Below are 14,402 nucleotides of genomic sequence, written 5' to 3'. Positions count from 1 at the left end.
CCCACCCTACGGCACCATTTTCGGAGAAAACCAGAAATCGAAATAATTTCAACGTGATGTTGTCCCAACGTGCCGTGGGCTGCCTCCAGCCTCACCAGCAGCGGGCGTTCTCCGACGAAATATATTGAACATTGTTCATTTCTGAAATATAGATCTTGAACAGTGTTCAAATTAGGCGTGGCGGCCAGCAAGTTGTATGCTGACGACCGCACGCCCGGAGATCGACGCCATGCTCCTGTCAGTGTCCCCCCGCTTTACATTCGCGCCCCTGCAGGCTCGCGAAAAGTATCTGGCCGGCGCGCTCATTGTTCTGGCGCTGGCGGCGCTATTGGCGCCGGCGTTGCCAGCCTCTGCATGGCACACACCGCATTTCGTCGACACCCGCACCTGGCTCGGTGTTCCCAACGCCGGCGACGTGCTCAGCAATCTTCTCTTCCTGGCGATGGCCATCTGGGGCTTGGTGCGGCTGCGTGCCCGCGGTGACGGGCCCGTGGGTGCACGCTGGTTCTTCATAGGATTGATCCTCACTTGCGTGGGATCATGCTTCTATCATCTGGATCCCGACGCGCCGGAGCGGCTCGTGGCCGATCGTCTCGGCATGGCGGTGGCGTTCGCGGGCTTTCTGGGCATCGCGACAGGCGAGCGCATCAGCGTGCGCGCCGGTCAGGCGGTGGTCGTGCTGGTGACGGTTGCGGGCCTGCTCGCGGCCTGGGTGGCATACGAGAACCTTACGCCATGGGTGGTCGTGCAATTCGGCGGCATGGCGCTTGCCGTGGCACTGGCGTTGACGCGGCCCCTGCGTGGGGCGCTTGGCGTGCCACTGGGCAGCGTGATCTTCTTTTATGTGCTGGCCAAGCTTTTCGAGCTCGGCGACGTGGCCGTGTTCGAAGCGACAGGGCACCTCGTCTCGGGCCATACGCTGAAGCATCTGGCTGCCGCTCTGGCGGCGTGGCCGGTGATCCGTGCGTTGCGGCCTACGGACTCCGTCCCGTCCCCTCGTTGAGCAGGCACGCCACCTGATGCCCGTCGCCTGCGTCCATCAGCACCGGCCGCTCCGTCTTGCAGCGCGCCACCGCAAACCGGCAGCGCGTGTGAAACGCGCAGCCGGGCGGGGGATTGACCGGGCTCGGCACGTCGCCGTCGACCAGCGGGGCGAGCTTTTTTGCCAGCGGGTTGGCGATCGGCACCGAGGCGAGCAGGGCCTGCGTGTAGGGATGGCGCGGGTTGCGGAACAGTTCGTCCTTGCCGGCGATCTCGACGATGCGGCCGAGATACATCACGGCCACGCGGTGGCTGATATGAGCGACCACGGCGAGGTCGTGCGCGATGAAGAGATAGGAGAAGCCGTGCTGCTTCTGCAAATCGATCAGCAGGTTGATCACCTGCGCCTGGATCGAGACGTCGAGCGCGGACACGGGCTCGTCGCAGACGATCAGGCGCGGCTCCAGCGCCAGCGCCCGTGCGATGCAGATGCGCTGCCGCTGTCCGCCCGAAAATTGATGCGGGAAGTTGCGCATCTGGTCGGGCCGGAGGCCCACCTGCTCGAACAGCTTCGCGACGCGCGCTTCGAGTGCCTTGCCTGTCGCGAGACCGTGGACCGCGATCGGCTCGCCGACGATATCGCCCGCCGTCATGCGCGGGTTGAGCGAGGCGAACGGGTCCTGAAATACGATCTGCATCGAACGGCGATGCCGACGCAGCGCCGTCTTGGACAAATGCGTGATGTCCTCGCCGTCCAGGCGGATCTGGCCCGAGGTCGGTTCGACCAGCCGCAGCACGCTGCGCGCCACGGTTGATTTGCCGCAGCCGGATTCGCCGACGAGGCCCAGCGTTTCGCCCGCGCCGAGCGAAAACGAGACGCCGTCGACCGAGTGCACGGTGCCGACCTGTCGGCGCAGCACGCCGGCGCGCACCGGATAATGCTTCTTGAGGTCGGTGACTTCGAGAAGTCGCTCGGTCATGCCACCTCCGCCACTTCGGCCGCGCGCCAGCAGGCGGCGAGATGGCCGCCGCCCCAATCGGTCAGCGGCGGATATTCGGCTTCGCAGCGCTTCACTGCGAGCTTGCAGCGCGGCGCGAAAGCGCAGCCCTTCGGCAGCCGCACCAGCGATGGCACGGTGCCGGGAATTTCGTTCAGCCGCTCCTGCGCCGCGACGCCGGACGTGGGCACGGCCGGGATCGAAGCCATCAGCCCGCGCGTGTAGGGATGTTTTGGCGCGGCGAACAGCGCCTCGACGCTGGCCTCCTCGACCTTCCGGCCTGCATACATCACGATCACGCGCTGCGCGGTTTGGGCAACGACGCCGAGGTCATGCGTGATCAGCACGAGGCCGGTGCCGAGCTCTTTCTGGAGATCGAGGATCAACGCCAGGATCTGCGCCTGGATGGTGACATCGAGCGCGGTGGTCGGCTCGTCAGCGATCAACAGCGCCGGCCGGCACGCCAGCGCCATCGCGATCATTGCCCGCTGGCGCATGCCGCCGGAGAGCTGGTGCGGATATTCGCGCGCGCGCCGCGCCGGCTCGGGGATGCGCACCAGCCGCAGCATCTCGACCGCGATGTTGTGGGCCTCCTTGGTCGACAGGTTCCGATGCAGCCGCACCGCTTCGACGATCTGGTCGCCGATCCGCATCACCGGATTGAGCGAGGTCATCGGCTCCTGAAAAATCATGGAGATGCGATTACCGCGGACCTTGCGCATCTCCGCTTCGCTCAGCGCCAAAAGATCGGTGCCTTCGAGCGTGACGGTGCCGCCGACGATGCGACCCGGCGGGTCGGGCACCAGCCGCATCAGGGAGAGCGCGGTGACGCTCTTGCCGCAGCCAGATTCGCCGACGATCGCCAATGTCTCGCCGCGACTCACGGTGAACGACACATCGTCGACAGCCCTGAACAGGCCGGAATTGGTGAAGAACACCGTCTTCAGGTTCTTCACGTCGAGCACGAGATCGGAGGTGTCAGCCATCAGCCGCGCTGCCGGGGATCGAGGATGTCGCGCAAGGCGTCACCGAACAGGTTTGCGCCGAACACGGCGAGGCTGATCGCGATACCCGGGAAGATCACCAGCCACGGCGCGGTGCGGACATATTCGGCGGCGGACTCGGAGAGCATGCGGCCCCATGACGGATAAGGTTCGGGAATGCCGAGGCCGAGGAAGGAGAGCGAGGCTTCGGTGAGGATGGTCGAGCCGAGCTGGGCGGTCGCCAGCACGATCAGCGGCGCCAGCGTGTTCGGCAGCACGTGACGCAGCGCGATACGCACTTCGCTCATGCCGATCGATTTCGCCGCTTCCACGAACGGCTGCTCGCGCAGCGCCAGCGTGTTGGCGCGGGTGACGCGCGAGACGGTCGGGATCAGGGGAATGGCAATGGCGAGGATGACGTTCGGCAGCGATGGGCCGAGTGCCGCCGTCATGATCAGGGCCAGCACCAGCAGCGGCAGCGCCTGCAGGATGTCGGAAACGCGCTGGAACACGAGGTCGACCCAGCCGGAGAGATAGCCGGAGGTGAGGCCGACGATCACGCCGATCGTGCCGCCGAGCGCGGTCGAGCCGATTCCGACCGCGAGCGAAATCCGCGCGCCGTGGATGATGCGGCTGAACACGTCGCGGCCGAAGGAATCCGTGCCCATCCAGTGCGCGAGGCTCGGCCGCATCAGCGCGTGGGCGGAATCGACGCTCAGCGGGTCATAGCGCGCGATGAAGTCGGCGAAGATCGCCGTCAGAACGAACAGTGTCATGATGACGAGCCCGGCCGCGCCCAGCACGTGCCGCTGCGCCAGGAACAGTACGCGTCGCCAGCCGCCAGTCGCATGGGCGCCGGCCCGCCTCAGTTCAACGTCGAAGTCGATCGCGGCCAAGCTGATCTCCTAATCCGTGTATCTGATGCGTGGATCGAACACGGCGTAGAGCATGTCGACGATGAAATTCGCGCTGACCACCACCACCGCGATCAGCATCACCAGGTTCTGCACGATCGGATAATCCCGCCAGCGAATCGCCTCGACCAGGAAGCGGGCGACGCCGGGGATATTGAACACGGTCTCCGTGACGATCAGGCCGCCGATCAGGAACGCCGCCTCGATGCCGATCACGGTGATGACGGGCAGGATCGCGTTCTTCAGCGCGTGGTGATAATTCACGGCGGCGTCAGATGCGCCCTTGGCGCGCGCGGTGCGGATATAATCCTGCCGCAACACTTCCAGCATCGAGGAGCGCGTGATGCGCATGGTCAGCGCGGCGCTGCGGAAGCCGACCGCGGCGGCCGGCACGGCATAGGTCGCGAACGCCTCGAGCCACGTCGCGGGGTTGGGATTGAAGATCGGGATCTGGCCGAACATCGCCACGGCCGCGGTGAGGATCAGCAGGCCGAGCCAGAACGAGGGCAACGACAATCCGCTCAGGCTCACCACACGCAGCGCGTAATCGAGGCGCGTCCCCTGCTTGACGGCGCTGATGACGCCGAGCGGAATGCCGATCGAAGCCGAGAACAGCAGCGCGAGGCCGGCAAGCCGCGCCGTGATCGGGATCCGCGGCAAAATCTCCTGCAGCGCCGGCTTCTCCGACACATAGGAGTAGCCGAAGTCGCCGCGCAGAAAACCGCTGATCCAGTGCCAGTATTGCACGACCAGCGGCTGGTCGATGCCGAGCTCCTTCTCCAGATTGGCCTTGTCGGCGGGATCGACATAACCGGCCGCCGCGAACAGGATGTCGACGATGTTGCCGGGCACGATGCGCAACAGGAAGAAGATGACGACCGAGATCCCGAACAGGGTCACGAGCATCAGGAACAGGCGCCGTACCAGATAGGCAAACATTCGCGCCCTCCCGCCGAGCTGTCTCGCCCGTTCGCCGCGCTACTTGTCCATCCAAAGATCTTCGTACCGGTACCCATTATAGGAGCTGTTGGTCATCACAGTCACGCCCTTCACATAGGGCTGCCAGCAGGTGCCGGTGCGCGCGTGGAAGATGATCGGGCGGGCGACGTCCTCCTGCAACTTCTTGTCGATGTCCCACACCAGCTTCTTGCGCTTGGCGATATCGGTCTCCTGCGACTGCACGTCGAACAGCTTTTCGATCTCCTTGTTGCAGTAATTGGTGTAGTTGCGCTCGGAGCCGCAGGAATAGTTCTCGTAGAACGACTGGTCGGGATCGTCGACGGCGTTGCCGGTCAGGTTGAGGCCGAGCATGTAGTCCTTGCGCGCGATCTTCGGGAACCAGTTCGCGGTCTCGACCACGTCGAGCTCGCCGTCGATATAGATGCTCTTGAGCTGGTCAATCAGGATCACCGCCGGATCGCGGTAGACCGGGATGTTGCGGGTCGAGACCTTGACGGCGAGGTGCTTGTCCGGCCCGTAGCCGGCTTTCTGCATCAGCTTCCTGGCTTCCTCGCGGTTGGCGTTGATATCGGGACCGTACCCCGGAATGGTCTCCAGCATCTCCTTCGGCATGCCCCACAGACCGTTCGGTGGCGGCAGCATGGTGCCGCCTACATCGCCCTGGCCCTCGAACATGATCGAGATGAACGCCTTGCGGTCCAGCGACAGCGCCATGGCCTTGCGGATGTCGATGTTGTCGAACGGCGGCGCCGATGAATTGACGATGATGTTGGTCGCGACGTTGTTCGGCTCGACCTCGCAGATCGCGTTCGGCGCCTGCGATTTCACGTCTTTCAGCAGCGGAATGCTCACCTCGGTCGGGAAAGTCATGTCGAACTTGCCGGCGACGAAGGCGAGGATCGCGGTCGAGCGGTTCGGGATGATGGTGAACTCGATGCCATCGAGATAGGGCCGGCCCTTGCGCCAATAGTCGGTGTTGCGCGTCAGCTTGATCGATTCATTGGCCTTGAACTCGACGAATTTGAACGGGCCCGTGCCGATCGGATGCGTGCGCATGTCGCCGGGCGAGACGTGGCAGGGATAGACCGGCGTATAGCCGGAGGCGAGCAGCGCCAGCAGCGACGGCTGCGGGCGCTTCAAATTGAAGGAGACCTCGAAGTCGCCATTGGTCGAGACATCGTTGACCTGGTCGTACCAGCTCTTGCGCGGGTTCTGCCGGAACTTCTGCTGCGACTTGCCCATCAGCATGTCGAAGGTGCATTTGACGTCCGCCGAGGTGAATGGCTTGCCGTCGTGCCATTTGACGCCCTGGCGCAGCTTGAAGGTCAGCGTCTTGTTGTCGTTGACCCAGGCCCAGCTCTCCGCAAGTTCCGGCACGATGTTGTTCATCGTGTTCTGGGGCTCGTCCTGCTTGTAGATGACCAGATTGTTGAAGACCGGCATGAAGGGAACATTGAGCGAGTAGGTCGCGCCTTCATGGATCGAGGCGTTGCCGGGGCTGTCGCGGTGATACATCCGCAGGATTCCGCCCTGTTTGGGCTCGCCGGCGAAGGCATTGGTCGAAAACGCCAGCAAAGATAGCGCCGCCGTCGCGGCGAGCGCCCACACGCTCCGCATCCTCGGTCCTCCCTGGACATCAGCCGTTTACGGCCTGTTTGACCCGACGATAGCCGACGCGCGCGGAGGGAGGCAACGGGCGAAGCTGCTCAGCGGGCTTGGCAATTCGGATGACTTAACGCCGCAGGAGTTTCATAATCTCACAATGTGAGAGTGCAGGTGCGAAGGGCGGTTCCGTCGTGATGTTGTGCAGCACTGCACGAACAAACACCGGCCCCCCGTGCGCAATTGCGCACTAGGCCGGGACAACACCGAGAGTGAGGCGCGAGACTGCCCAAGCTTCTCACACAATCCTCGACGTCTTGTTGCCCCAGTAGCGGTCCCGCAGCAGCCGCTTGTACAGTTTCCCCGTCGGCAGCCGCGGCAACTCCTTCTCGAAATCGACCGAGCGCGGCACTTTCTGCCGCGACAGTGACGCCCCGCAGAAGGCAATCAGCTCCTCGGCGAGCGCTTCGTCGGGCCTCACGCCCGGCATCGGCTGCACCACGGCCTTCACCTCCTCGCCGAGATCGGCATTAGGCACGCCGAACACGGCGGCATCGGCGACCTTCGGATGGGTGATCAGCAAATTCTCGCATTCCTGCGGATAGATGTTCACGCCACCGGAGATGATCATGAAGGTGGCGCGGTCGGTGAGATAGAGGAAGCGGTCGTCGTCGACATAGCCGACGTCGCCGACGGTGCTCATGCTGCCGTCGGCCGAGCGCGCCTCCTTGGTTTTCTCGGGGTCGTTGAAATATTCGAACGGCGATCCCGTCTTGAACCAGACCTGGCCGGGCGTTCCGGTCGGGCACGGCCGCATGTCCTCGTCGAGGATGTGGAGATCGCCGAGCAGCACCTTCCCGACGGTGCCGCGGTGGCTCAGCCATTCCTCGCTGTTGCAGGCGGTAAAGCCGAGGCCTTCGGTGGCGCCGTAATATTCGTGAATGATCGGCCCCCACCATTTGATGATGTCGTCCTTGACCAGCGCCGGGCAGGGCGCAGCCGCATGGATCGCGATCTCGAGCGAGGAGAGGTCGTAGCGGCCGCGCACGTCCTCAGGCAGCTTCAGCATCCGCGAAAACATCGTCGGCACAAGCTGGCTGTGGGTGATGCCCCACTGCTCGACGAGCTGGAGGTAACGCTCCGGATCGAATGTCTCCATGATGACGACGGTGCCGCCCTGGCGGATGGTGAGGTTCACGGCGGCCTGCGGCGCCGAGTGATAGAGCGGCGCCGGCGACAGATAGATCATGCCCTCGCGGTAATGCCAGAGCTTGTGCAGGAAATCGAACAGCGGCAGATTGTGCTTCGGCGGTTCTTCCGGCAGCGGCCGAATGATGCCCTTCGGCCGTCCGGTCGTGCCGGACGAATAGAGCATGGCGGTGCCGAGCCATTCATCCGCGACCGGCGTCTTCGGCAGATCGGCGGTGACATCCGCGAGCCCGACGATGCGGTCGCTCTCGCCGGGGCCATCGGCGACGATGCAGAGCTTGATATCAGGGCAGGCCTGGATCGCTTCGCGCGCGACGTCCAGCTTCGCCACTGACGTGATCAGGATCTTCGATTGGCTGTTGACGAGGAGATAGGCCAGCTCACCGGGCGTCAGGAAGGAGTTGATGCAGGTGTAGTAGAGGCCGGACCGTTCGCCCGCGCCGCAGGCTTCGAGATAGCGGGAATTGTTCTCCATGAAGATCGAGTAGTGATCGAGCCGCCTCAAGCCGTGCTTGCGAAACAGGTGCGCCAGCCGGTTGCTGCGTGCGTCGAGCTCGCGATAGGTGACGGCCTCGCCCGTCGTCGCCATGATGAAGGCGGGTTGCAACGGGCGCAGACGGGCGTGCAGACCTGGGTACATCAGTCCTCCGGGATTGAACTCATGCGGCGAGAAGCAGGATTTCGCGCACCTGTGCAGGCGCCTCGATCTTGCGCGGATTGCGCGGGATCCAGTTGGTGCGCATCGCCTGTTCGGCGATGGCATCGAAATGTTCGGGCGAGACGCGGACGTCGGCGAGGCTGCGGGGCATGCCGAGCGAACGGATGAAGGCGTCGAGCACGTCGGCGGCGTTGTGGCCGGGAAAACCCATGGCGGCGGCGACGATCATCTGGCGCTCGGCGTTGGCGCTCGCGTTCCAGCGCATCACCGCCGGCAGCATGATGCAGGAGGTGTAGCCGTGCGGCACGTCGAAGGCCGCACCGAGCACGTAACCGATGCCGTGGCTCGCCCCCATCGGCACGCCGGCGGCGAGTGCGCCCATCGACAGCCAGGTGCCGATCTGCGCATCCATCCGCGCGTCGAGATCGCTCGCGTCGGCCTTCACCCGCGGCAGCGCGTCGGCGAGCATGGCGAGGCCCTTCACCGACTGCGCGTCGGCGTAAGGGTGGGTCTCGCGCGAGCAGATCGCCTCGACGCAATGGTCGACGGCGCGAATGCCGGTCGAGAGGAACAGCCATTCGGGCGTGTGCACGGTGATGGCGGGATCGAGGATGGTCGCGCGCGGCACGGTCAGCGGATGCCGCAGCATCTGCTTCACATGGGTGCTGCGGTCGGTGACGCCCGCGATCGACGAGAACTCGCCGCCGGCGATCGTGGTCGGCACGCTGATCTGGCGCACGGTCGGTGCCGTCATCTCCGGTGCGACGCCCTTGTGGACGCGGACACGGTCGATGCCGTCAATGTTGTCGATGCCGTTGGCGAGACAGATCTGTACCGCCTTGGCGCCGTCGGTGATCGAGCCGCCACCCACGGTGACGATCAGATCGGCGCCGGCCTCGCGTGCCGCATTGGTCGCGGCGATCACCGCCTCGCGCGGCGTGTGCGCCGGCATGGCATCGAACAGCCCGGCGCAGCGCGGCCCCAGCGCCTGGACGATTTTTGCGATCTCGTCGGTCTCCCGGTTCAGCGTGCCCGAGACCATCAGGAAGGCGCGGCGCGTTCCCAGCCGGTCCATCTGCGCGACAATGGCCTCAGTCGCCGGATGGCCGAATACGACCTCCTCGATCGCGCCGTAAACGACACGTCCCTGATGCACGCCTGTCCTCCCCGGACAATTCGTCTTGTTATTGTAAGGGCTAATCTAGCCGAGCGGCCGTCCCGCGTCATGTGCGAAGACGCTGGCTCTTTACCCTCCCCTGGAGGGGGAGGGTCGATCGCGCGAAGCGCGAGCGGGGTGGGGTGATCTCTCCACACGGGCACTGTTGGACGCGGAGAGACCGTCACCCCACCCCGTCTCACATTTCGCTGCGCTCAATGTGAGCCGACCCTCCCCCTCCAGGGGAGGGTGGAGAATGCGGCACGTTCATCGCCAACCTTAAGCACACCTGTCTGCGTGCGAGGTCGGCTATCCCGGAGTCAACCCGCCATCAGGCCAGGGCATTCTCTTGAGCATTGCGCGTGGTGTAGTCTTGAAGAGTTCATCATCGCGACCCATCTTGTGCCGCCCGCGGGTGGAGGACTACCCTGCATTTTCCGCGGCTTTTATGCGAGGACCTGGGATGAGTGGACCGGACGGAAGCGAGCAATTTGTCAAAACGCACGATTTCGTTCAGCCCAGGCCCCATCTTGCGCCTTACGCCATAGCCGGCCTTCTCGCGGCCGCCTTCGCGCTCAGTGGTTGCGGGCAGCCGAGCTCGCAAGCGGCAGCACCTCCGCCTCCTCCGGTGACCGTTGCCCAGCCGGTCAAGCGTACCGTCACCGATTGGGACGAGTACACCGGCCGGTTCGAGGCGGTCGAGGAGGTGCAGGTGCGCCCCCGCGTCGGCGGCTTCGTCAACTCCGTCGAGTTCCAGGACGGTGCGATCGTGCATCAGGGCGACCTGCTCTATGTCATCGACCCGCGCCCGTTCGAGGCGGTGGCCGAGCAGGCGGACGGCCAGCTCTCCGACGCCCGCGCCAAGGTGGAGCTCGCCAAGCGCGAGCTCGATCGCGGCCTGAACCTGGTGCAGACCAGCGCAGTGTCCGAACAGGTCGTCGACCAGCGCCGCCAGGCCTTGCAGGCCGCGCACGCTGCCGAGACCCAGGCCGAAGGCGCGCTGAAGGCCGCCCGGCTCAACATCGAGTTCACGCACGTGACCGCGCCGCTCACCGGCCGCGTCAGCCGCCATCTCGTCAGCCCCGGCAACCTCGTGCAGGGCAGCGACACCGGCACCTCGACGCTGCTGACCTCGATCGTCTCGCTCGACCCGATCTACATCTATTTCGACATGGATGAGACGACCTTCATCAAGTACAGCAAGCTATGGTTCGAGGGTAAGCGTCCGAGCTCGCGCGATACTGCGAACCCGGTGCAGGTGACGCTGGCCGGCGAGACCAAGCCGTCGCATGACGGCGCCATCAACTTCCTCGACAACCGGCTCGATGTCTCCACCGGCACGCTGCGCAGCCGCGCCGTGGTCAAGAACACCGATCTTTCGATCCTGCCCGGCCAGTTCGGTCGCGTCCGCCTGATCGGCAGCGCGCCTTACGAGGCGCTGTTGATCCCCGATGTTGCGGTCGCGACCGACCAGTCGCGCAAGATCGTGTTCGTGGTCAAGCCCGACGACACGGTGGAAGCGCGGCCGGTGGTGCTCGGTCCCCTCGACGACGGCCTGCGCGTGATCCGCGAAGGGCTGACGGCGGAGGACCGCGTCATCGTCAACGGCATCCAGCGCGCCCGTGTCGGCGCCAAGGTCGCCCCGAAGACCGCTCAAGCGCCGGCTGGTGGCAAGTCATGAATCTTGGCCGTCTCTCCATCAACCAGCCCATTCTGGCGATGGTGCTGTCGATCGTGCTGCTGATCGTCGGTGCGCTCGCCTATTCGACGCTGCCGGTCTCCGAATATCCGCAAGTGGTGCCGCCGACCGTCGTCGTCACCACGCAATATCCGGGCGCCTCGGCCCAGACCGTGTCCGACACCGTCGCCGCTCCGATCGAGCAGCAGATCAACGGCGTCGAGGACATGCTGTATCTCTACAGCCAGGCGACCTCGAACGGTCAGCTCACCATCACCGTCACCTTCAAGCTCGGCACCGACCTCGACAAGGCCCAGGTGCTGGTGCAAAACCGCGTCGCGATCGCGCAGCCGCAGCTGCCGGACGAGGTGCAGCGCAATGGCGTCGTCACCCGCAAGAACTCGCCCGACATTTTGATGGTCGTGTTCATGCTGTCGCCTGACGACACGTTCGACCAGCTCTACATCTCCAACTACGCGCTGCTCCAGGTCCGCGACCAACTGCTGCGCATCGACGGCGTCGGCGACATCCAGATCTTCGGCGCGCGCGACTATTCGATGCGGCTCTGGCTCGATCCCGACCGCATCGCCAATCTCGGCCTGACCTCGACCGAGGTGCTGGCCGCGATCCGTGCGCAGAACGTGCAGATCGCCGGCGGCCAGATCGCCGAGCCGCCGATCGCCGACCGCGCCTTTCAACCCAATCTGGTTTTCACCGGACGCCTGAAGGACCAGAAGCAGTTCGAGGACATCCTGATCAAGGCCGGCTCCGACGGCCGCACGGTGCGGCTGCGCGACGTCGCCCGTATCGAGCTCGGTGCTCTCGCCTATTCGACCAACAGCTTCCTGCTGCGCAAATCCGCGGTCGCCATGCTGGTGACGCAGCGGCCGGGATCGAATGCGCTGGCGACGGCAAAGAACATCTCCGACACGATGGCGACGCTCAAGACGAGCTTTCCGAAGGGGCTCGACTACAACATCGGCTACAATCCGACCGAGTTCATCGCACAGTCCGTCCACGAGCTGATCAAGACCATCTACGAAGCCATGCTGCTCGTGGTCATCGTCGTGCTGGTGTTCCTGCAGGGCTGGCGTCCCGCGATCATTCCGATCATCGCGATCCCGGTCTCGCTGGTCGGCACCTTCGCGGTGATGGCGGCGCTCGGCTTCTCCATCAACAATCTCACTTTGTTCGGGCTCGTGCTCGCGGTCGGCATCGTCGTCGACGATGCCATCGTCGTGGTCGAAAATGTCGAACGGCATCTTGAGCACGGCTTGAGCCGGCGCGACGCTGCGCTGAAGACGATGGAGGAGGTCGGCGGTGCGCTGGTCTCGATTGCGCTGGTGCTCTGTGCGGTGTTCGTACCGACGGCGTTCCTGGGCGGTATCTCCGGGCAATTCTTCCAGCAATTCGCTGTCACCATCGCGGTCGCGACGGCGATCTCCTGCTTCTGCTCGCTGACGCTGTCGCCGGCGCTGGCCTCGCAGATCCTCACCCCGCATGAGGAGAAGCGGCCGCCTGCCGCCTGGAATCTGCTCGCGCGTGGCTGGAACGCCTTCACCGGTGCCTTCAACCGTCTGTTCGATCGGTTGGCGCACGGCTATGCCGGCCTCGCCAATTTCGTGATCCGACACGCGGTGGTGATGATCCTGATCTATGTCGTGCTGATCGGCAGCGCCGGCTGGCTGATCGCGACCACGTCGCAGGGCTTCATCCCGGCACAGGACCGCGGCTACGTCATCATCTCGGTGCAATTGCCAGGCGCGGCATCGCTGGCGCGCACGACCGAGATCGTGCGCGAGATCGAGCGGATCTCGCTGGATACGCCGGGCATCGTCCGCGTGGCCGCCTTCGCCGGCTTCTCCGGCGCGACACGCACGCAGGCCGGCAACGCGGCGGCACTGTTCCCGGTGTTCGAGGAACCCGAGGTGCGGCTGAAGAAGGGGCTGACGGCGAACGCGATCACCGGCGAGTTGCGCAAGCGTCTCTCCGCGATCCAGGGCGCCTTCATCATCGTCATTCCGCCGCCGGCCGTGCCCGGCATCGGCACCGGCGGCGGCTTCACCATCCGCATCCAGGACCGCCAGGGCCGCGGGCCCGAGCTGCTGGCATCGGCGACCGACGAACTCGTCGCCGCTGCGCGCAAATCGCCCTTGCTGCTCGGCCCCACGGTGTTCTCGCCGTTCTCGGCCAACACGCCGCAGTTGTTCGTCGACATCGACCGCACCAAGGCACAGAAGCTCGGCGTGCCCATCGCCAACATCAACGACACGATCCAGACCTATTTCGGATCGACCTATGTCAACGACTTCAACCTGTTCGGCCGCACCTATCACGTCACCGCGCAGGCTGATTTCCCGTTCCGGAAAGAGCCCGCCGATCTCGCGCGCTTGCGCACGCGAAATGCCTCCGGCGACATGGTGATGCTCGGCAGCGTGGTCGACTTCAAGGATGTCTCGGGACCGGACCGCGTCGCGCGCTACAATCTCTACGCGGCGTCCGAATTGCAGGGTGAGCCGGCGCCGGGTACGAGTTCGACCACCGCGCTCAACACCATCAAGAAGCTCGCTGACGACATCCTGCCGAGCGGGTTTACGTTCGAGTGGACGGACCTGTCCTATCAGCAGGTCACCGGCGGCAATGCCGGTCTCTACGTGTTCCCGATCTGCGTGCTGTTCGTCTATCTCGTGCTCGCCGCGCAATATGGCAGCTGGACGCTGCCGTTTGCGGTGATCCTGATCGTGCCGATGTGTCTGCTCGCGGCCACCATCGGCGTGCGCATCATGGGCCAGGACGTCAACATCCTGACCCAGATCGGCTTCGTCGTGCTGGTGGGATTGGCGGCGAAAAACGCGATCCTGATCGTCGAGTTCGCACGCGATATCGAAAAGGAAGGCAAGCCGCGGCTCGAGGCCGTGATCGAAGCCTGTCGGTTGCGGCTGCGACCGATCCTGATGACGTCCTTCGCCTTCATCCTCGGCGTGCTGCCGCTGGTGATCTCGTCCGGCTCCGGCTCGGAGATGCGTCAGGCCGTCGGCGTCGCCGTGTTCTTCGGCATGATCGGCGTCACGCTGTTCGGACTGCTGTTCACGCCGATCTTCTATGTGGTGGTGCGGAACCTGGCCGAGGGGAAGAACGAGGGGAAGCCGCCGGAGGCGGTGGCTTAAGGCTGCCTCCGGGGCCAGAAAGTGCATCAACGCCCCCAGTGTCGTCCCGGCCTAGTGCGCAATTGCGCACTAGGCCGGGACGACGGCGGAGAATGC

The 14,402-nt window shown here is 64.8% G+C and carries 10 protein-coding genes; 3 read left to right on the top strand and 7 right to left on the bottom strand.

Annotated features, from left to right (window positions below; translation table 11 throughout):
* The first annotated feature begins 196 nt into the window (after positions 1 to 196).
* Positions 197 to 1,003, top strand: a complete 807-nt coding sequence (locus QA645_RS42630; RefSeq protein WP_283047139.1) for a hypothetical protein — start codon at positions 197 to 199, stop codon at positions 1,001 to 1,003.
* Here the strand turns inward: QA645_RS42630 and QA645_RS42625 are convergent.
* From QA645_RS42625 to QA645_RS42595, 7 genes are all read right to left on the bottom strand, one after another.
* Positions 975 to 1,961, bottom strand: coding sequence for a dipeptide ABC transporter ATP-binding protein (locus tag QA645_RS42625; protein WP_283047137.1), 987 nt, complete (start codon positions 1,959 to 1,961; stop codon positions 975 to 977). The genes QA645_RS42630 and QA645_RS42625 overlap by 29 nt on opposite strands.
* Positions 1,958 to 2,965, bottom strand: coding sequence for an ABC transporter ATP-binding protein (locus QA645_RS42620; RefSeq protein WP_283047135.1), 1,008 nt, complete (start codon positions 2,963 to 2,965; stop codon positions 1,958 to 1,960). The genes QA645_RS42625 and QA645_RS42620 overlap by 4 nt, the downstream gene beginning before the upstream one ends.
* Positions 2,965 to 3,858, bottom strand: a complete 894-nt coding sequence (locus QA645_RS42615; RefSeq protein WP_254135044.1) for an ABC transporter permease — start codon at positions 3,856 to 3,858, stop codon at positions 2,965 to 2,967. Before QA645_RS42615 ends, QA645_RS42620 begins: the two co-directional genes overlap by 1 nt.
* 9 nt (positions 3,859 to 3,867) lie before the next feature.
* Positions 3,868 to 4,815, bottom strand: coding sequence for an ABC transporter permease (locus QA645_RS42610; RefSeq protein ID WP_283047133.1), 948 nt, complete (start codon positions 4,813 to 4,815; stop codon positions 3,868 to 3,870).
* Between the two features lie 39 nt (positions 4,816 to 4,854).
* Positions 4,855 to 6,453, bottom strand: coding sequence for an ABC transporter substrate-binding protein (locus QA645_RS42605; RefSeq protein ID WP_254196026.1), 1,599 nt, complete (start codon positions 6,451 to 6,453; stop codon positions 4,855 to 4,857).
* 283 nt (positions 6,454 to 6,736) lie between these two features.
* On the bottom strand, positions 6,737 to 8,287 hold the full coding sequence (locus QA645_RS42600; RefSeq protein ID WP_283047132.1) for an AMP-binding protein: 1,551 nt from the start codon (positions 8,285 to 8,287) through the stop codon (positions 6,737 to 6,739).
* 19 nt (positions 8,288 to 8,306) lie between these two features.
* Positions 8,307 to 9,461 (bottom strand): iron-containing alcohol dehydrogenase, encoded by a 1,155-nt coding sequence (locus QA645_RS42595; RefSeq protein WP_283047129.1) that lies wholly within the window; start codon positions 9,459 to 9,461, stop codon positions 8,307 to 8,309.
* A 463-nt stretch (positions 9,462 to 9,924) separates the two neighbouring features.
* On the opposite strand from QA645_RS42595, the gene QA645_RS42590 reads away from it, so the two are divergent.
* Both QA645_RS42590 and QA645_RS42585 read left to right on the top strand, forming a co-directional pair.
* Positions 9,925 to 11,142, top strand: coding sequence for an efflux RND transporter periplasmic adaptor subunit (locus tag QA645_RS42590; protein WP_254196023.1), 1,218 nt, complete (start codon positions 9,925 to 9,927; stop codon positions 11,140 to 11,142).
* Positions 11,139 to 14,306, top strand: a complete 3,168-nt coding sequence (locus QA645_RS42585; RefSeq protein ID WP_283047126.1) for a multidrug efflux RND transporter permease subunit — start codon at positions 11,139 to 11,141, stop codon at positions 14,304 to 14,306. Before QA645_RS42590 ends, QA645_RS42585 begins: the two co-directional genes overlap by 4 nt.
* Positions 14,307 to 14,402 lie beyond the last annotated feature (96 nt).

Source organism: Bradyrhizobium sp. CIAT3101 (assembly GCF_029714945.1).
In the GTDB taxonomy this organism is placed as follows: Bacteria; Pseudomonadota; Alphaproteobacteria; order Rhizobiales; family Xanthobacteraceae; genus Bradyrhizobium.
The sequence above is the reverse complement of the archived record's forward strand: the minus strand, read 5'-3'. Positions and strand labels throughout refer to the sequence as shown.